The sequence below is a fragment of the Paenibacillus sp. G34 genome, from assembly GCF_056856875.1.
The window spans coordinates 1,247,543-1,266,952 of record NZ_CM166469.1 but is presented as its reverse complement, the minus strand read 5'-3'; the positions used below and the strand labels follow the sequence as shown (position 1 = coordinate 1,266,952).

Genomic DNA, 19,410 nt, shown 5'->3' with positions numbered 1-19,410 from the left:
AATAGAGATACAAGGGATAAGCGTAAGATAGGGAGAGAACATCATGAAATCATTGCGTGTATTTGGGCAGGATCTGAAATCTGCCTTCAAGAAACCAAAAGTATTTATTCCAATTCTCGTTGTGCTGTTCATTCCCGTGTTATATAGCGGACTGTTCCTGAACGCCTTCTGGGACCCATATGGCAAAATGAATGAATTACCTGTAGCCGTGGTGAACACGGATCGGGGTGCAGTTTACAATGACAAATCGCTTGAAGTCGGTCAGAATCTGGTCGATGAGCTGAAAAAAAGCGATGATTTCAACTGGCAGTTCGTCACCCGCGATCAGGCAGAACAAGGCATGAAGGACAACAAATATTACATGACCATTGTCATTCCGGAGAACTTTTCCGCCAAAGCAACTACCCTGATGGATGAGCATCCGGCTCCGGCAGAGCTGATCTACGAACCCAACGAAGGGTACAACTTCCTTGCGGGTCAGATCGGCGGTACGGCGGTGAAGCAGATTCGCTCCAAAGTCTCTGCCAAAGTCACAGAATCATATACCGAAACCCTGCTGGATAAGGTCGAGAAAATCTCGGACGGATTGGCGGATGCCGGAGATGGCGCAGGTAAAATCCATGATGGAGCAAGCAAACTGGACGAAGGGGCGGCTACGTTAAAAGAAAACCTGGCGAAACTGGCTGACGGTGCAGGCAAGCTGCAAACCGGCGCCGTTTCGTTAAAAGAAGGCACAGCCACCCTCGCCAAAGGCACTGGTGATCTTCACACTGGCGCGAGCACATTATCGAATGGTCTCGCACAACTATCTGCCGCCGGCACCAAGCTGGGTGACGGCGCAACGCAGGCTGCAGCTGGCAGTAAACAGCTGCATGCCGGTATCCAAGCTGCGCAAGAAGGCGCGTCCAAACTGGACGCCGGGCTCGCAGCTACCGAACAAGGCAGTGCCAAGCTGACCGCCGGACTGCAAACTTCCGTGGAAGGTAGCAGCAAAGTCAGCGAAGGCGCCAAAGCGGTTGCCCAAGGTCTGGCTCAATTAGCAAAGTCCAGTCCCGAACTGGCAGCCAGCCCCGCTGTTCAACAGCTACTCGCGGCTAGTCAGGCCGTTGCCGCTGGCAGTGAGCAGGTATATCAAGGCGGACAGCAACTCGTTGCCGGAAGTCAGCAACTTCAAGCTGCACAGCAACAATTGCATCAAGGCAGCAGCCAGTTGGTTCAAGGTGAAGAACAGCTGGTACAAGGCGCTGCACGGTTATCCGGCGGACAAGAAAAGCTGAGTGCCGGACTCAACCAATTCAATGCCAAATTAAACGAAGCCGCCGCTGGCGGTGCCAAACTGGCAACAGGATCAGAGCAACTGAATACTGGCGCAAGTAAGCTGTTGTCTGGCGTAAGCCAGCTGGAGGGCGGAGTTTCCACCCTTACGGACGGTTCTCATAAACTGGCTGATGGTGCAGGTAAGCTACAAGAAGGCACGATCAAGTTAACCGACGGATCCGGTGAACTCGCCAACAAACTAAACGACGCTGCGCAACAAACGAGCAGTGTCAAAAAGACGGATGAACTGGTTACGATGTATGCCGAACCTGTTCATGTCGATGAACACAAATTAAACGAAGTGCCCAACTACGGCACAGGTTTTTCGCCCTATTTTCTATCACTCGGATTATTTGTCGGTGCGTTGATTGCAACGCTGGTTGTGCCAACACGTGGTAGTAGTGTAAGTGACGCAAGTGGCTGGAATCGATTTGTCAGCAAAACCCTTGCCTTCACTATTATGAGTGGTGTTCAAGCGTTACTCGCTTCCGGGCTGGTGTTATACGGACTTGGCCTGAAGGTACAGAGTGTGCCGTTATTCCTTTTGTTCAGCTTTGTGACGAGTCTGAGCTTCATGTACATCATTCAGGCATTGGTAACTTGGCTGGAAAATCCGGGACGATTCATTGCCATCCTGCTGCTCATCTTCCAACTCACCACCAGCGCGGGAACGTTCCCACTGGAACTCATTCCGAACTGGCTGAAAGTGTTCAATCCATGGTTACCAATGACGTACTCCGTAACGGGATACAAAGCGGTCATCTCCAGCGGACAATTCGGCGTTGCCTGGGATCAGATCGGCATTCTGTGCGTCTTCGCAGTTCTCGGTCTGGTCGGTACGTTAACCTATTTCCTGAAACATCGCACGGCCCGAAACGAAAGTCTCAGCAGTGAAGCTGTGTTTCAGGCTTAAGCGACTGTTAGGTTATCTATAAACGTTTTACGTATAGTCCTGCTATACAATCAAAAGGCATATCCCTGGTCTGGCTCGCTGTAATAAAAGCGCGTCTGACGTTAAGGGATCAATGTCATTAAGTTAAGGTTCAGAACCAAATATCCATGTAAAAGAGTAGGCTATCTAAAAGATAACCTGCTCTTTTTTTGCGTAAAAACCCTGAAAAGGATTTTACTCGAAAGAAAAGTTGCCCTTTGAAACGGTGATGCAGCTCCTGATCTCTATGGGCGGTAACAGCCTATTCAAGGAATTCTTGGAATCGCAAGGTTATCATGATAATATAGCAACCGCTTCTGCTTTTGTGCAACAGAGGAATAAGATTCTGCCCTCTGTTGTGGAGTTCTTATTTCACAAATTTACACAATCGCATACGGACCTTAAGCGCTACCGCGGGATCAGTTACTCGCCATTGACGGTCAGATTTGCATTTCACCACTGGCCCTACGGATGTTGTAGACATTTACTGCGCTCAAGAGACGATGAACCCCAGTCCGATGTTGAAGCACTCATTCGTAAGAACGTGTTGCCGGGATTCGTTGCCGCGCCTAATGGTTTTTGTTCCTTCGCGCCGAACATACCTTTCGCTTCCACCGCATCAACCCAAGCAAGCTTTGCTTCGATTTAGCTAACGTCACAACCCGACAATATGGCGACAAGGCAGATAGCTGCAATAAATGGTATGCGTATAGCGCCGCCGCTTTGCGCAGCGCGTCGAATAATTCGATTGCATCGTTCATACTGGCGACCACCGGCGAATAGCTTGAAGAAGGTTTGACGCTTCATGTGTTCGAATAGGCGTGTCAGCTTCACCAACGGGTGACTGCGACCTTATTCGCATATTGAACGCCCGCAGCGTTTTTTATAACCGCCGCCTTGATCGATCTTCGCCAAGGCCGAAACGTTGTTCTTCAAATTTCTTTACTGGCGCAATTTCCATTAACGTTACCCCTTATTTATCGCAGAGCTTAATGTGGGGACACTGTATCGGTTTGTGGGACAGAAATGTAAAAAAGTCGGGAACGAAGCCCCGACTTTCTTCTAAATTACTTTTGATCTCCAATATCTGATACAGGTTCGCTATCGCCTTCTGACAAATAATATTTTGTTAGTATCGGCAACATTCCCATACTAGATATTCTTTTAAGTAATTGTAGAATAAGTTTGTCATCTACTTCTATATCTAAATCAGGTTGTAGAAGTAGTATTTTTTCAATCTCTGTTCTATATTCTTCAAATTTCGGCACATTATCTGATTCCTTAATTCTCTCGTTAAATTCTTTCGATTTACCAATTATTTTCCTTACTTGTTCGTTATTGAGCCGTTTACTCATTGCCCAGTCCCATAATACAAATGTTTCTGGATCAGTAGCGTAGTCCCTTAATAGATCAATGTAGTATTCTAGCCTACTAACTTTCTCTTCCAGTTTAATTATTCGATCATCATTGTTCATTTTTCTCTCCTAGGCAGTATAAAGTTGGGTAAAACTCTTCTGCAAACGATTTACATTATAACTTAAATCAGATCAAAAGGCTAGAAAGGTGAAAACATTCGCAACTGTTCTTGCTGTAGAAAGAGGGACGCCTAAATCGTATAAAACTCCAGAAATCGTATCAATAATAACTTGCTCAGCAACGGCTGCTTTAGAAGACAAGTTATCGAGAACATCTGCAATATCATCAGTATGTTTAGTAAAAGCTTTCAATGCTTTACCTTGCAGTCCCAAATAGTCCATCAGTTCCTCAAGGGCTTTTCCACCGCCCCGCAAAACACCTGCTACTGCTTTCATTGCTTTTTTCCCAACCCAATATTTCCATCCCTGAGTAGTAACCTCATCTCCCGACATAATTGCTCTTTTATGCTCTTTTATAGCAGAATCCGAAAGGTTCGGTGGTGGAATCTCAATAGTAGATGCCCCCACAGATGAAACCATAGCTGATAAACCAATCACTATTGACATCCCCAAAGCCACAACACTTTTTTTGTTAAACATAACTCATCCTCCAATATGTAATTTTTTTCCTTATAAAACATATAATATCATTATCTTACAAGTATTGTAAATGGGCGGTTAGTCCTATTAAAGCAAAAAAATATTTATTTCAACCACAATTTAGTAGATTAAATCAACAAAAAAAAAAAAGAAGCGCCGGGATTGAATCCCCGACGCTATTATTTTAATATTCAATTATAGACGCGTTTTACTGTTACAACATGATTAGTCCAGAATCCCGCGATTGCTTTAACGTGTACACCCCCGCCGCAAGGGTTCGTATGAAGCATTGTCCCGTTGCTTGTACGCAAAGGAGACTTCCGTTTCTACGTTGCTTTGTTGGCGGGAATCACTCGTAAGATTAACGCCTTGCGTATCGAAAATGAATTGCATGAACGAAGAACAATTGAAGTTAGCAGTTTGACCGGACTTCGCGCTGAACTTATACGGTACGCCCAGGTGTTTCATTCCAGTCGAAATGATCGTGTCGGCCTTCGTTGCCGTCGGCACTACTGACACCGGCGTCGGAGTTGGTGTTGCTGCTGCCGTAACGGATACGCTAATTTCAGGCTTAAGCGACTGTTTGGTTATTTATAACGTTTTACGCATAGTCCTGCTATACAATCAAAAGGCATATCCCTGGTCTGGCTCGCTGTAATAATAGCGCGTCTGACGTTAAGGGATATGCCTTTTGGAGTTGTCCATCATCTAACCATATTTAGCTCTACAATCTTACTTAGCGAAAATTTCTTCCATGAAGCGAAGGTATGTACTCTGCCACGAACATCATTTCAGCTAATATATCAGACTCTTTGTATGCTACAGCTATTCAGTCTACTCTTTTTCAAAAAAAGCATTGATCTACTAGTATGTAGAATACGACGATGTGTTTGCATAAAGAAGCAAAGCAATGATTAAGAAAGCAATAATAATTGCATAAAGGACCGTGCCGATGATGCCGCACACTAGTCCTGCGATCGCCATGCCTTTACCTTGTTCCCCGAGCATCCGAATCTCTTTGAAAGACAGTGACGCAAAAATAATTGCTATGATACCGATCAAGAATCCCACATAAGGAATGACCAAGGACAGAATCCCCATAACCAATGACACGATTGACTTGCCGTTGGTCTTTGGTGGTGCTGCATAAGGTTGTGGTGGCAGTGTGTCGTTGTAATAACGATCTGCATTGTTGTAATTTGTTGGCTGATTCAATGTAAATCCTCCCTCTTATTAAGTACTATCACATTATAAACGATAAAAGAGGAAAACAATTTCCAATTATTAGAAAAAAATATATTAACGATTATCAAAGGGTTAGCAGCGTGTCCCTCTCACAGATCCAACAAAATTTGAGAATGACCGCCCATGTTATCTAACATTAGTTTTATATTGAGCATCAGTATCGGCCACTTAAGACTCCATTCATTCTAACGATCACCAGCGACGCTATTTCACCCTTTTTAGTCATTTCAAAAATCTAACGATCACCAGAAACCTTATTTACTTGAAATACAGTGATTTTCGCTACATTTTGAGGGTTTCAGCCCAAATAGCGCTTGTGGTGATCGTTAGAATTCCAAAGGTCGCTGAAATGACAAAATAAGCTTCTCTGTGATCGTTAGCGTCTTAGGTGCAAGTCGAGCTGGGAAATCTCTGAGACATCAATCCACACACTCCATACGGAGTGCGACTGACAACCATGATACAGAGGGATTTATATGTATAAATTTCAATCCACGCACTCCATACGGAGTGCGACGCAGGTATAGCGCTCACCGTCAATACATACATGATTTCAATCCACGCACTCCATACGGAGTGCGACCTATTAACCGACCTCTAAACGCCCCAGAATCGTCGAATTTCAATCCACGCACTCCATACGGAGTGCGACCACAGGAACTGGGTGCATTGTTTGCAGACATACCTATTTCAATCCACGCACTCCATACGGAGTGCGACAGCGAAAAAACACGTAATAGAAACATAATCTATACACTTTCTTACGTGCTTTCGCGTATCTAACTAAGAGTTATACTCATCTTAATATAAATCGCCTAAAATATTCAAGATATTTTACCAAAAGGCAACAAATATAGGGGTTTTCAGGTGCGAATCCCCCAGGGGATTTCATGGGAGCTTGGCATTCGCACCTGTCTACCTGGTTTAAATCGCCCTCCACCGTTACCCTTCCAAATTGACTCGCTGCAGGAACGTCTGGGTACGCGCGAGCTTTGGCGCGCCAAAGATTTGTTCCGGCGGGCCTTGCTCGGCAATTTCGCCATTGTCCATGAAGAAGACACGATCCGCCACATCACGGGCGAAGCTCATCTCGTGCGTGACAATCATCATCGTCATATTTTCCTGTGCCAGTTGCTTGATGACGCGAAGCACTTCTCCCGTCAGCTCCGGATCGAGGGCTGAGGTTGGCTCATCGAAGAGCAGGATATCCGGCTGCATCATCAGGGCGCGGGCAATCGCTACGCGCTGCTTCTGTCCACCGGATAAGTTGGCTGGATAAGCATCGGCCTTGTCCGACAGTCCGACTTTCGCGAGCAATTCCATGCTACGGCTGCGAATCGCCTTGGTGCTCTCTTTTTTCAACGTCTTCGGCGCGAGCTCCAGATTGGCCTGTACTGTTAAATGCGGGAACAAGTTGAAATGCTGAAACACCATGCCCATACGATCCGTAATCTTCCGAATCTCGGCAGCCCCTGCGTAACGTCCATCGTCCACCAGCATCTGATTCTGAACACGAATCGTTCCGCCCGTAATATCCTCCAGATGGATCAGGCTACGCAGCATTGTGCTTTTTCCCGAACCCGAAGGTCCAATCACCGCAATCACTTCACCCGGAGCCACGTTAAAAGAGACTTGTTTCAGCACATCAAGTGTACCAAATGATTTTTTCAACTGATTTACTTCTATACTATAGGTCATATGCAGACAGTCCTTTGATTAAACAGATTTGATTTACTCATACGAGAAACGTTTCTCTAGAGCCTTGAACAGTAAGGTAAGCACCAGAGTCATCAGCAAATACATAATCGCCGCTACGAAAAATGGAACAAGCTGCAAGTCCCGATTCACCGCGGCTTGCGCAAAGTAGAGCAATTCAGGTACAGCCACGGCATAGAGCAACGCCGTATCTTTAATTAAGGTAATTGCCTCATTCGCTGTAGCCGGTAGTACCACCCGAACCATCTGTGGAATGATGACTTTCGTCATCGCTTGCCACTTCGTCAGGCCTAGCACTTTTGCTGCTTCATGCTGACCTTTATCAATGGACAACAATCCGCCCCGGAAGATTTCTGCGAAATACGCTGCGTAGTTGAGCACAAAAGCTATTCCCGCAGCTACGATTCGTTCAAACACCAGATACTCGCCAATGACCGGCAGCAACGGCAATCCAAAGCAGAAAAACAAAATTTGCAAAAGCAATGGTGTCCCGCGCATCACATAAACGTACGTATGGGCAATCCATGCCAAAGGTTTAAACCTACTTTTCATCGCAAGTGTGATCACAAATCCAAGCGGTACCGATAGGATGATCGCAACCAAAAACATAATAATCGTTGTCTGTGCACCCTCAAGCATCGGTTTTAAAATGGTCAAAATATAGTCCCAACTCATATTATGTCTCCTCTAATCTGTTAACCCCGCACTCCTCGGAAGCATATCGCTCCAGCGTGGAATACGGGGTTACTGTTTTCGTGAGTACACTCTCCTGATTCAAGAACAGCTCACATCATTATTGGTCAGATGAATTTCACCTGGCTAATTTCAAATTCACAAATTCATTTCACAATGATCAAAGATCATTTTTTCGTCATGTTTCATTACCTATTCTTACTTCTTACTTATTAACTTCTTACTTCTTACTTCAAAACCTTGTCTTCACCCAGCCACTGTGTTGAAATTTTTGCCGCTGTGCCATCGGCATTCAGCTCGTCCAGCGCTTTTTGCAGCTGATTCAGGAGCTCTTCATTGCCTTTTTTGATCCCGATGCCATATTGTTCTGGCGCCAGTGATTCATCCAGCAGTTTGAAGGTTCCTTCTTCCTTCGACATGTAATATCTTGCAACGACTTCATCAATGATGACAGCATCGAGACGCTTGGTTTTCAAGTCTGTCAGAGCAAGTACATTATCTTTGAATTCGGAAGCTTTGACTTTATCCTTCAGAGGACTTGCCGCAAGCGCATCCGCTGCTGAGGACAGTGCTTGCAATCCTACATTTTTGCCATCCAGTTCTTCCAGCTTGGTAATCGGGGAGTCTGCCAAAGTAATAGCAACCTGACTGTTCTCCAAGTATGGCTTGGTGAAAAGCACTTTCTCTTTACGCTCATCTGTAATCGTATATCCGTTCCAGATCATATCGATCCGGCCGCTATTGAGCTCCGACTCTTTGGAAGACCAGTCGATTGGCTGGAATGTCACCTTTTTACCCATTTTCTCCCCAGCTGCACGGGCATAATCAATGTCAAACCCGACAATTTCATTCTTCTCATCCCGGAATCCCATTGGAGCAAACTTATCGTCGATCCCTACAATGATGGTGTTCTCATCTTTATTTGCGGAGCTGGAACAGCCCGCCATAATGATCATACATATGCTGATAAATAATAGTAGGATTGCTTTCTTTCTCATCTCTCGTACCCCTCCATGTCTATGACCAAGCTCAAACGCTTTAGTTCGTTACCACGTTATCAGAGCCTTATAATAACATAGCATGAGAGAAGAGTCGAGCACCTTGCCCATTTCCAGCGAATTCAATCCTAAGAATTGTCGACAATTTGTGAAAATAACGCCTGCACCCCTGCCGGTTCCACCAGCTTCTCGCGTACGATAGAGTCCCATCGCTCCGGCTTTTGCAGTGCTTTAAGCTCTGTTCCAGCCCATTCCTGCGCGAGCTTACGTTCAAATACAACCCGTGTGTCCTTCAATTGGTAGACAACCTGCTCCAGATTATCGATCATTACAAAATTCGCAAGCGCATTATACGCGAGTATTCGATCCAACTGCACCGCATCCATCTCTTTTGTGTTCAAACTGTAATTAATCTGAGCCGTCAATGTTTCGGGAAACAGCTGATAACCATCCAATTGCTCATGTAACGGCAGGTTCTGATTCAGATGGCTAAGATTCGAGAAATTCCCCATATATGCATTCTGATATTTGGCCAAGGCGTTAAAATCATGCGTCAGTGGGTTATTCTGCTCAGCTTCATAACGTTCCTGATCTGCTGCTATTTTGGGATTAATGAAACCTTCCACTACGACAAGACCCACCAAGCCGATCACAAACAGGGAAACAATCCACATATTTTTCGCGTTCATACACTATCACTCACTTCATATTTGCTAACGATCCGGTATGCCCGGTGAACGACCAAAGGAACGAGGATACTTAGCAGCGGTAACGCAAAAGCAATCAAAATGACAGCGAGTTGATAGGGTCCATCCACCTGAATGGGCCTTTTAAACCAGATATTGCTTCCAAATCGCAATGCTGCCTGCGTACCCCAAAGCACAAGCACAACGGCTGCCCACAGCCACCATGCTCTGCGTTGCCACTGCTTCAACACTAACACACGAATCCGTATGGTCTTTTCTGTATCGGAAGATCCATGCTCCCTGTTGCTCATCAAATAAACGACATAAGCGGCGCCCACAATCAGGCTAATGATCAGAAGCAGATTGTTCAGCGCAGCTCCGCCCAACATCACTCGTGTAGGAATCGTAATAATCCAGGCAACCAAGCTGTAGATCAGGGTCGATTGCCACAGTGCTGTCCAGTAAGGAACACGTTTCACATGCCGGTAATCACTCATGAATTGTTCCATACCATCCATATGCTGTATCGCTGTTTGGAAAGCCTGCTCCTCACTCATGCCTTCGGCCAGATAATCATCTATTCGTGCGGCGAGGTTGCTACGAACTTCTTCTTTCAACTCCCGATGCTCCATTGTATCCTGTGCACCTGCAAATAAATCGTCCAAATGCCGATTAATCCGTGTTTCGAGCGTCATCCTTACTCATCTCCTTCTTCACCGGTGGCAATCATGCAATCGATTAATGCTTTGGCTGCATGCCAGGCTTGAACCTGTAGTTGATAAACTTCACGTCCCTGGCTGGAAATCCGGTAATATTTCCGCCTTCCCCCCTGTGTCTCTTCTCCCCAATATGACTCCACGAACCCACTCTTCTCCAGCCGTTTCAGACTGGAATACAGCGTAGGTTCCTTGAGCTCAAACTGCTCTCCACTTTTGCGGTATATTTCCTTAATAATGCCGTATCCATAGTTATCTGACGGGATAAGCACACTCAAAATAATGGGATCAATATTGCCCCGAATCAGATCACTGTTAATCACTTGAACATCCATTTGTGCGTTTCACCGACTCTCCTTCTTACTTTTCACATCTTACTTTTCACTTTTCACTTCTTACTTTCCACTTCTTCCTCTACTTCTTCAACCTTCAACCTTCAATCTTTAATCTTTAATCTTTAATCTTTAATCTTAATTCATCGTTCTTCCCTTTGATCCTGAGTATACTATAAGACATATTACTATGTCTGTAAAGGTAATATGTTGTACATTGTAATTGATTTTACATGCCCACAACGAAAAGACGAAGCAGCCTTAATGCTGCTCCGTCTTCATTTACGCCTTTTTTATGCTCTTCTACTGCTGTACCTTCTCGCGATCCTTGCCTTTATCCGACTCGCCCGCATTTTTGTTGGCGGCTTCCCGGTCTTGCTGCATCTCTTCTACCGTCTTGACCTTCAGACGCGCAGCGCCTTCGTATGCTTTGGTTGGAATCAGGTCTCCCGTAGCAAGTCTCGCTTCTGCCGCAGCAATCGCATCACCGTACTGTGGTAGCCACTTCGCCTGTGCAACCAGCATCTCATCGACCATCTGCCAGATTTCCTTCGGATTGCAGACCGCACCCACCAGCGGGTCCATCATAAAAGCCTGCCGCAGCAACTTATCGTCTCCATGGACTGCCGCCTCCACCGCAAGGCGCTGCACGGAAATACTCACATTACACACAGCTGCGGGACCGAGTGGCAGTTCGCCAATGTGCGGCATGGAGATACCGTTACGATCCACATAACCCGGTGCTTCAATAATGGCATCATTCGGCAGGTTCGAGATCACTCCGTTGTTCACGGTGTTGAAATGACCACGATACACACGTCCCGTCTCCAGGCTCTCTATGATATAGGAACCATGCTCTTCGCCGCGTTTCTCTGATATATACTGCATTGGTTCATCCTTCATCCAGTTTGGAAAATCTGTCTCAAACCAGTTACGTCCCTCGGTACACACGCGTAGATATCCACCTGTTTCCCCATTAATCCAGCTTCCCATGTCGATCCAGTCGTTAATTTCTTCAGGACGTTTGCGATACCATGGCACATACTCACTCAAATGACCGTTCGATTCGGTACTGTAATATCCAAAACGCCGCAGCATATCGATCCGTACCTTCTCGGTACGGCTGTACTCTGGATGCTCCTCAAAGGCTTCCAGCAAACCTTCGGTAAGATCCTTGCCTTTGTGGGACGCCTGAATATACCATGTCTGATGATTGATGCCGGCACAGACAATATCCACTTCACTCTTTTGCAGTCCATACACTTCCGCAATTTGTTGATGCCCATGCTGAACCCCGTGACACAGCCCGATTGTCCGCACACCACCGTATTTATTGCAGGCCCATGTCAGCATCGCCATTGGATTGGAGTAATTCAGGAGCAGCACATCCGGTGCACTCTGTTCGCGAATATCTTTGCAGATTTCAAGCATCTCGGCGATCCCGCGCTGTCCATACATAATACCGCCTGCACACAACGTATCCCCCACACATTGATCCACCCCGTACTTCAGCGGAATATCGACATCGGTTGCAAAAGCTTCCAGTCCCCCTACACGAATCGTACAGAGAACATACTTGGCGTCTTTCAACGCTTCTCTCCGATCAGTTGTCGGTTGAATCTGAATATTTAATCCATTCTCGCGGATATCCCGCTGGCACAGCTCGGTAACCATGTCCAGATTATGCTGATTAATATCGCAGAATGCGATCTCGATGTTGTTAAACTCGGGTACGGTGAGCAGATCACGCAACAACCCTCTTGTGAATCCAATACTTCCTGCCCCAATAAACGCCACTTTGAACGACATGTACATGTCCTCCCGTAATCCGAACCTTCCGGTTTCGGTTAATGACTTGCTTCATGGGTTCATTGTAGCAATGGAGAGAAGGAGAGCGTTATCAAAATCATGACCTCTTCAGGAATGAGGTGTCAAAAATCCTAACTTATATCTTTTTGTTTGCTATAACTGGCTGTAGCTAATGAGTTCAATCCCTTGTTCCTTCACATAGTTCATCAACGCTGGATTGATCAATACCGCTAGATCATGCTCACGCTCATCTACCAGAGATGAGATACTCCGCAGTTCCTCATCCGCATAACCCGGATGTCCAGCAATCTCAACGATATTTTCCGTATCCTTATACTGATCCAGCACACCACGCAACCAAGATTCCTGCAGAGAAGGCATAGCTGGATCACCACACAATACATCCGTAGACCGAATCCCCGCATCCACAAGCTTGCCGCTCATCTCTGGAGATAAGATGTCATCTCTTCTCATAGGAACGTTATACTCCCTCGCCAGTTCCATAACCAAGTCAAGCATTTGTGCATCTTTCACACTCACCCCATGATGGGTATCCAGATGATTCAACGTTAGCCCGGAAGCGAGAAACCTCTCGATTTGTGCCTTCAACTCCGCGCGCACTTCCCCAGGATTATAGGATGAAGGGATAAGCCCAGGTTTTCGATAGAAGCGACCCGATTCGTCCACGATACTCTGAACAGCTGATGCTTCCAGCACCGGAGCCATGAACGTCAGGTTCAAATGAACTCCCATAGCTGTAATTCCCGCCTCAAGGGCCATCACACTACTCTTCTCAAAATGCACCGAATTCACCAACGCCGAAGTATCTGTAATCAGACCTTGTTTCATTCCATGAAGGATGCCTTCGCTTACTCTCATGGTGATGCCATAATCGTCTGCATTAACAATCAGCTTCATATTGCTCCGCTCCTTCTCTGTTTCCATTTATGATCGAACAGATAACAGTTCCTCTTCTACAGCAACCGTCCCTTCTGTCAGTAACGGCGTAATGACACGGAATTGATCGGAATTCGTCACCACAATTGGCGTGGTCAGCTTAAAACCTTCGTTCCGGATCTGATCCATATCAAACTCAATCAGTACCTCTCCCTTACGGATTCGGTTACCTTGCTGAACTTTCTGAGTAAAATACTTCCCTTTCAATCTCACCGTGTCTATGCCGATATGCATGAGAATTTCGACGCCTTCATCCGAGGTGACTGCGATGGCATGTGCACTTTTCATCGTAACCGACACGATGCCGTCAACCGGGGATACCAGCTGACCTTTGGACGGAATAATGGCTACGCCCTTACCCATTGACTCCGAGGAAAATACGACATCCTCCACGTCATGAAGCGGGATCACTTTACCTTCAAGCGGACTTGCAATCACGCTTTCCATCGCTGCGTTCGTGTCAATTCCGGTAGCGTTTTGTTCTATTTTCCCCGTAGATGATGCAGATGCTGAGTGCTGGTTACTTTCACTTTTACTTTCGATTGGGTTATTTTCGTCTTTTTGTACCTCGGGCCCTTCAGCAACCTGATCATTTTTCTTGCTCTCGTAGCCAAACAGCACCACACACAAGGCTCCGCCCACAATTGCAGTCAACACGCCAATAATGTAATACAACATCGGACTCTGGGCCGGCAGGGTGAACACATTAAGGAAGAAATTGAACACAATCAGCTTCACGCCGAGATATCCCATCAGACCACCGGCAATGGCTCCAGCGGCTACCAAATAAATGAGTGTTTTGCGATAACGCAGAATGATACCATACAGAATAGGTTCAGTAACCCCGGACAGGATGGCAGACAGGAAAGATGAACCGCTCAACGCCTTAAGATCTTTATCCTTTGTTTTCAGGAATACCCCGAGACCAATCCCCATCGAAGCCGCTACAGATGTTGCCGCAAGAGGTGCAATGAGATCGCCGCCAGCGCTCAGATTACCCATAATAATAGGCACCGTTGCCCAGTGTAATCCAAGCAATACAAGGAAGGACCACGTTCCCCCCAGAATAATTCCGGCGATGACCGAGTTGCTGTTAATCAGAAAATTAACGATATCCCCAATCCACTGACCTACATACTGCCCGAATGGACCAATCAACATGGCTGTGAGCGGTACCATAATGACAAGCGAGAAGAACGGGACTGCGAACAACTGTACATTTTTGTGCATGATTTTCTTCAAAAACTTCTCCAGAACCGCGTAGATGCTAACGGCGATAAACATCGGAAAGACCGACGAAGCGTAGTTCATTAGCGATACAGGAATGCCTAGAAAATGAGTGGTAGTTCCTGCTGCTGTCAAAGCCGTAAAATTCGGCTCCATTAATGCAGCGCCGATCGCTGCTGCCACATAAGAATTCACATTTAGAACTTTGGCAATCGTAATCCCAAGTAGGATCGGCAAGAAATAAAAGATAGAGTTCCCTGCCGCAGCCAATATGGCATACGTTCCACTATCCACAGCAATCCATCCGGCTCTCTCAAGAACGATTAACAGCGCCTTGACCAGACCTGCTCCGGCAAATACCGGGATTAATGGCGTTAGACTGCCCGATATCAAGCCAAAGATAGCTGAACGGATGCTCTTTTTTTCTTTCTCCGAGCTTCCACCGGACCCAGCCCCGTCGAACTCCCCTTCCGCGACGATATGTTTGTACACCTCGGACACGTCATTGCCTACAACAACCTGAAATTGGCCGCCGCTTTCAACCACCTTCAGGATGCCCGCTGTGTTTTCAAGCGTGTCTGCATCGGCCTTCCGATTGTCGTTCAAGACAAATCTTAAACGTGTAGCGCAGTGCGTCAGCGACTGAATATTTTCCTTTCCTCCAACGCGATCTACAATGTTTTGAGCTAATTTGAGATGATCCATGTTGCTCCCCCCATACTTTTGTATAATCATTACAATTCACATTTTCACTTCGTCACTTCGGACGACACATACGATGACAAAATAAAAACCTGAACTGAAGCTCGTCTACTGACCTTAGTCAATACACAAGCCTCAGTTCAGGTTTCGCCTGCCGAACAGTCACAATCCCTTAATATATAATTGTATTAGCAGTTCTTCATTCTTCCGCCAGATCATGCTCACGGTTCGTGACCCGGTGAATGTGGATCATGAAATAAACCATTTCCTCATTCGTTGTTTTCTTCTCGTAGTTAATCTCCAGGTAGTTTCTAATCTTTCTCGCGCACGCGTACGACTCGGGGTACTTGTCCTTTACATGATCGTATAAAGAATCTCTATCCTCCGGAATCAACTCATCATGAAGAATTCGGTACGCAAAATAACGCAGATGTGTGAGGAAACGGCTGTAATTAATCGAGCTTTCGTCCAGTTTAATTCCAAAATGATATTTCACAATATTCGCCAAATCATTAACGATCTTTGTCATCTGATACGTTTGTTTCATATCCTGCCCACGCTGCTGTGCATTAACGAAATGTAGGGCAATGGAACCGGCCTCATCCTCCGGCAGTTTCACACCTGTTTTCTGTTCAATAATGTTCAGCGCATTCAGGGCAACTCTATATTCGGCTGCATAGAACTTTTTGATCTCCCACAGCAGAGCATTCTTGACAATAATGCCTTCCGGAAACCTTCTTATCGCGAAGCTGATATGATCCGTCAGGGTGATGTAGATGTTATCACTGAATTTGAGGGCAAGTTGTTGTTCGGCGTATTCAATAATTTCATTCGATAATTCCAAATGTTCGGTTGGGATCTCACCAATCAGACCCATCAGTTTGTCAGACGTTGCTTTTTCAACCACAAACTTTTTCTCCACCTGCGAAAAATCAATTACATCACTATTATGTTTGTTATAACCGATCCCTTTTCCCATCACAATCATTTCGTCCCCGTTATCATCTGTAAGTAAAATCACATTGTTATTGAAAATTTTCCTAATCTTCATCTGCATCACCTCCAACTCATCACAAACTCTTCCCGTTAATATTCCATAAAATTCTTCGAACAATCAAAATCTCCTATAAAAAAAACCTAAATTGAAGCAGCAACATGCATAACTCATGTCTACTACGAACAATTTAGGTATCGCCTGCCGAACAGTCACAATCCTGTTTATATGATGTTAAACGCTAACTTGTACACGAATCCGTTACTCTGAACAAAGAATATCATGAATACCCTTTCAGTTCAACATTTAGTTTCTACCAACCCTTGTCAGCCGCTTACAGCGTCTACTCCGATTCCTCCGGGTAGCTCCACTGTATTCGCTCCATGGAACCCCGGTATTGAACAGGTGTCTTACCCGTATACTTTTTGAAAAGCAAATGAAAATACTGTCGACTCCCCACACCCACATAGTCTGAAATTTCGGAGATGGGGATGTTGGTCTGCTGTAACAACATCTTGGCCTTCTCCATCCGTAGCCTCGTCAGATAGTCAGTCGGTGTCCACTGCATATAATTACGGAAAATGCGGTGTAAATACCCTGGATGTAAATTGACTGCAGCCGCGATATCCTTCATCTGAATATTGCGATCCATATTATGATGCATGAATTCAATCGTACGTTTCACATACAGCTCTGTCTGATCTAGTGCACTTCGTTCCATCTCGCCTCGCAGTCTTGCAATTCGGACGAGCAATTGGATAAAAAGAGTTCGTACCAGCATCCCCTGCTCCGGAGAGCTCAGGTTTCGGGCTTCACGATGAAGCATTCGCTCTTCGGCAGGAATCACCCGCATGTGTACAGGAGGAAGCCCAGATTTCGTCTGATCTTGTGATTGTTCCAGTTCCTGTTTCTGTTTCTGTTTCTGTTCCTGCTCCTGTGCCTGTAGCTGTGTCTGTACTTGCCTTTGCTCCAGCAAACCACGCTGATCCAGTTCAAGCACCAGGCTTTTCATCGTATGATACACTTCTTCCGGGTCAGGCAAAACGAGATAAGGAGTGGATCGAGTTAGAAAAGTGTGGACTGTTTCCTCTTCCAGCGCAAGTTGCCGTATGGAAAGTTGTCCAGAAGCATGACAGACAAAGCCAAATTCCACATTGAGCATCCGGCAAGGAACACCGTCCTGTACTAACAGTCGATGAGGAACCCCTGCATCCAGCAGGATGAACTGCCCTTTTTTCAACACCGCCTGTTCTGAGCTTCCATCTGCCATCATTACATCCACTCGGCACATGCCCGTAATGATGTACATAATTTCCGTGGAATCATGGCTGTGATAGGCCATCTGATAATCATCCCACTGTTTGTAATAATAAGCGAAAAAACGCGGTCCCCAGTCTTCTGTCCGAAGGCGTTCCTGAAAAAGACTGCCTGAAAAGGATTGTGTCTGATCCATCCTCATTACCTCCCTTCAAGCGTTATACAGAGTGCGGCCGATTGGCTTTATTTTGAAATAAACACCATTTAATAGCGCATTAGATTTCAACGATCCGGTACTGCTCTCCATCCATAACAATGACTTGGGAGTTCGTTATAGGCACAAGAGGTAATGCGGACTGATACTTATCCATAACTTGTGCTGCCGACTCTACAAATGGGGGACATCCCACATGTGGTACGGGATAGAAATCAACAGAATGTAGTCCTTCGTAGCTAGACAAGTCTGGTGCTACCGCGCAATCATCCATGGCTTTCACATAGGCAATATCAGGGGCGAGGATGATGGAACCTGCTGATTCCCCGATATATATTTTCCCTGCTTGAATGTGGGCTTGTATGTACTTCTCTGCTCCACTTCTGCGAAGCTCCTGTAATAGAAAAAAGGTGTTGCCACCCGACACGTAGATCAGGTCACTTTGTTGTAACTTGCTAGCTATCTCCTCAGAAGTTGCCGTGGATACTTCTAATTCTTCTACAATAAGTCCGTATTTCTCAAGCGCCTGTCTGCCCGCATGTACATAAGCATCATATGGTTCAGGTACAGCAGCAGTCGGAATAAAGGTGACGGTTCTCCCTGCTAACGTCTCTCCCAGTGTGTTCAACAAGCCTGATGTCTCTTCAAAAGAAGCGGACAAAAACAATTTTTTCATTTTCATGACCTCCGAGTCTTATTTAGGTAATCGTTGATAGATCAGATAGCACTTGAACGTATTGCATTGGTGCAAAAGTACATATACATTATTTATGTTCTCGTAATAATAAGGCAGTACAGTCCGTTCCCTATAGGCTATTATTATATAATCATCATCCTTTCAGCTCCAAATCCATCGTTAAAGGAGATTTCATATCATGAATACAACCTTTTATCTGGTCAGACATGGTGTCAAAAAAAGCGATATTGGCGACGTGCCACTTACATCCGAAGGTAGCCGTCAGGCTCAATTGACCGCCAGGCACTTCGCAAACGCTCCATATCCTATCCACCGGATCGTCGCGAGTCCACTTCGCCGAGCTCAAGAAACCGCCCAAGCGATTGCTTCCCTTACCGGGTCTGACGTTGCAGAAGATGCACGCTTGCGCGAACGCGCGAATTGGGGCGATGATCCCGAGCAGACTTTTGAACAATTCGTCGCCTTATGGGATCAGTGTACAGCAGATCCAGAGTTCATTCCACATGTTGGTGATTCCGCCAAACAGGCGGGTACACGACTAGCCTCTTTGCTTGACGAACTAGCTACGCAAGCGCCACCCGGCAGCCATATTGTTTTGGCTACACATGGCGGTCTGATTACCGATTTCCTGGTGCAGACCTTTTCCGAGCAAGAGCTGAACAGATGGCATTCGAACTTCCTGGTCGATCAGAAACGTCTGATTCCCGAGTGCTCCATTACCAAGTTGTTGGTTCAGGATGGTCAATATACGCTGGAATCATTCGCTTCCGCAACTCACTTGAGCGAAGACGTGGAGAAGTAGTCCAACGTACTCATTAACGTAACATGTAACTTGGTATGTAACGTACTCTTTATCATACTCTGTAACGTGATATGTAATATATTATTTTAAAATGTATCTAAC

At 45.8% G+C, this 19,410-nt stretch carries 18 protein-coding genes and 1 CRISPR repeat array; of the genes, 2 read left to right on the top strand and 16 right to left on the bottom strand.

From position 1 onward, the window contains the following. The first annotated feature begins 43 nt into the window (after positions 1 to 43). On the top strand, positions 44 to 2,230 hold the full coding sequence (locus AC1VYS_RS05590; protein ID WP_482913371.1) for a YhgE/Pip family protein: 2,187 nt from the start codon (positions 44 to 46) through the stop codon (positions 2,228 to 2,230). Positions 2,231 to 3,315: 1,085 nt separating this feature from the next. Here the strand turns inward: AC1VYS_RS05590 and AC1VYS_RS05585 are convergent. The 16 genes from AC1VYS_RS05585 to AC1VYS_RS05510 all read right to left on the bottom strand — a co-directional run bounded on the left by AC1VYS_RS05585 (position 3,316) and on the right by AC1VYS_RS05510 (position 18,485). Beyond that, entirely contained in the window at positions 3,316 to 3,723 is a 408-nt protein-coding gene (locus AC1VYS_RS05585; protein ID WP_482913370.1) for a hypothetical protein, read from the bottom strand. A gap of 72 nt (positions 3,724 to 3,795) precedes the next feature. Further along, positions 3,796 to 4,263: a hypothetical protein gene (locus AC1VYS_RS05580; protein WP_482913369.1), complete on the bottom strand. Its 468-nt coding sequence runs from the start codon at positions 4,261 to 4,263 to the stop codon at positions 3,796 to 3,798. A gap of 249 nt (positions 4,264 to 4,512) precedes the next feature. Further along, entirely contained in the window at positions 4,513 to 4,782 is a 270-nt protein-coding gene (locus tag AC1VYS_RS05575) for an NlpC/P60 family protein (RefSeq protein ID WP_482934483.1), read from the bottom strand. A 345-nt stretch (positions 4,783 to 5,127) separates the two neighbouring features. After that, positions 5,128 to 5,478, bottom strand: a complete 351-nt coding sequence (locus AC1VYS_RS05570) for a DUF4190 domain-containing protein (protein ID WP_482913368.1) — start codon at positions 5,476 to 5,478, stop codon at positions 5,128 to 5,130. Positions 5,479 to 5,924: 446 nt separating this feature from the next. Beyond that, positions 5,925 to 6,228: a CRISPR direct-repeat array (repeat unit 33 nt; unit sequence ATTTCAATCCACGCACTCCATACGGAGTGCGAC). A gap of 222 nt (positions 6,229 to 6,450) precedes the next feature. Then, entirely contained in the window at positions 6,451 to 7,206 is a 756-nt protein-coding gene (locus tag AC1VYS_RS05565; RefSeq protein WP_482913367.1) for an amino acid ABC transporter ATP-binding protein, read from the bottom strand. Between the two features lie 33 nt (positions 7,207 to 7,239). Continuing rightward, the gene (locus tag AC1VYS_RS05560) at positions 7,240 to 7,899 is read right to left on the bottom strand and encodes an amino acid ABC transporter permease (RefSeq protein WP_441925958.1); all 660 of its coding nucleotides are present in this window, start codon (positions 7,897 to 7,899) and stop codon (positions 7,240 to 7,242) included. A gap of 245 nt (positions 7,900 to 8,144) precedes the next feature. Further along, positions 8,145 to 8,915, bottom strand: a complete 771-nt coding sequence (locus tag AC1VYS_RS05555) for an amino acid ABC transporter substrate-binding protein (protein WP_482913366.1) — start codon at positions 8,913 to 8,915, stop codon at positions 8,145 to 8,147. A gap of 128 nt (positions 8,916 to 9,043) precedes the next feature. Continuing rightward, positions 9,044 to 9,604 (bottom strand): DUF4825 domain-containing protein, encoded by a 561-nt coding sequence (locus tag AC1VYS_RS05550; RefSeq protein WP_482913365.1) that lies wholly within the window; start codon positions 9,602 to 9,604, stop codon positions 9,044 to 9,046. Beyond that, complete coding sequence (locus tag AC1VYS_RS05545; RefSeq protein WP_482913364.1) at positions 9,601 to 10,296, bottom strand: permease prefix domain 1-containing protein; 696 nt, start codon at positions 10,294 to 10,296, stop codon at positions 9,601 to 9,603. The genes AC1VYS_RS05550 and AC1VYS_RS05545 overlap by 4 nt, the downstream gene beginning before the upstream one ends. Before the next feature lie 2 nt (positions 10,297 to 10,298). Then, positions 10,299 to 10,652 (bottom strand): PadR family transcriptional regulator, encoded by a 354-nt coding sequence (locus AC1VYS_RS05540; RefSeq protein ID WP_482913363.1) that lies wholly within the window; start codon positions 10,650 to 10,652, stop codon positions 10,299 to 10,301. Between the two features lie 300 nt (positions 10,653 to 10,952). After that, entirely contained in the window at positions 10,953 to 12,458 is a 1,506-nt protein-coding gene (melA, locus tag AC1VYS_RS05535) for an alpha-galactosidase (protein ID WP_482913362.1), read from the bottom strand. A gap of 153 nt (positions 12,459 to 12,611) precedes the next feature. After that, on the bottom strand, positions 12,612 to 13,376 hold the full coding sequence (locus tag AC1VYS_RS05530; RefSeq protein WP_482913361.1) for a ChbG/HpnK family deacetylase: 765 nt from the start codon (positions 13,374 to 13,376) through the stop codon (positions 12,612 to 12,614). Positions 13,377 to 13,403: 27 nt separating this feature from the next. Continuing rightward, positions 13,404 to 15,347 carry a beta-glucoside-specific PTS transporter subunit IIABC gene (locus tag AC1VYS_RS05525; protein ID WP_482913360.1) on the bottom strand — a complete coding sequence of 648 codons (1,944 nt, stop codon included), beginning with the start codon at positions 15,345 to 15,347 and terminating at the stop codon, positions 13,404 to 13,406. A 196-nt stretch (positions 15,348 to 15,543) separates the two neighbouring features. After that, positions 15,544 to 16,395: a BglG family transcription antiterminator LicT gene (gene licT / locus AC1VYS_RS05520; RefSeq protein ID WP_482913359.1), complete on the bottom strand. Its 852-nt coding sequence runs from the start codon at positions 16,393 to 16,395 to the stop codon at positions 15,544 to 15,546. Between the two features lie 286 nt (positions 16,396 to 16,681). Continuing rightward, complete coding sequence (locus tag AC1VYS_RS05515) at positions 16,682 to 17,791, bottom strand: AraC family transcriptional regulator (RefSeq protein WP_482913358.1); 1,110 nt, start codon at positions 17,789 to 17,791, stop codon at positions 16,682 to 16,684. Positions 17,792 to 17,870: 79 nt separating this feature from the next. Continuing rightward, positions 17,871 to 18,485, bottom strand: a complete 615-nt coding sequence (locus AC1VYS_RS05510) for a Type 1 glutamine amidotransferase-like domain-containing protein (RefSeq protein ID WP_482913357.1) — start codon at positions 18,483 to 18,485, stop codon at positions 17,871 to 17,873. 199 nt (positions 18,486 to 18,684) lie between these two features. Between AC1VYS_RS05510 and AC1VYS_RS05505 the strand changes: the two genes are divergently transcribed. Further along, positions 18,685 to 19,308 carry a histidine phosphatase family protein gene (locus tag AC1VYS_RS05505; RefSeq protein ID WP_482913356.1) on the top strand — a complete coding sequence of 208 codons (624 nt, stop codon included), beginning with the start codon at positions 18,685 to 18,687 and terminating at the stop codon, positions 19,306 to 19,308. Positions 19,309 to 19,410: the final 102 nt, after the last annotated feature.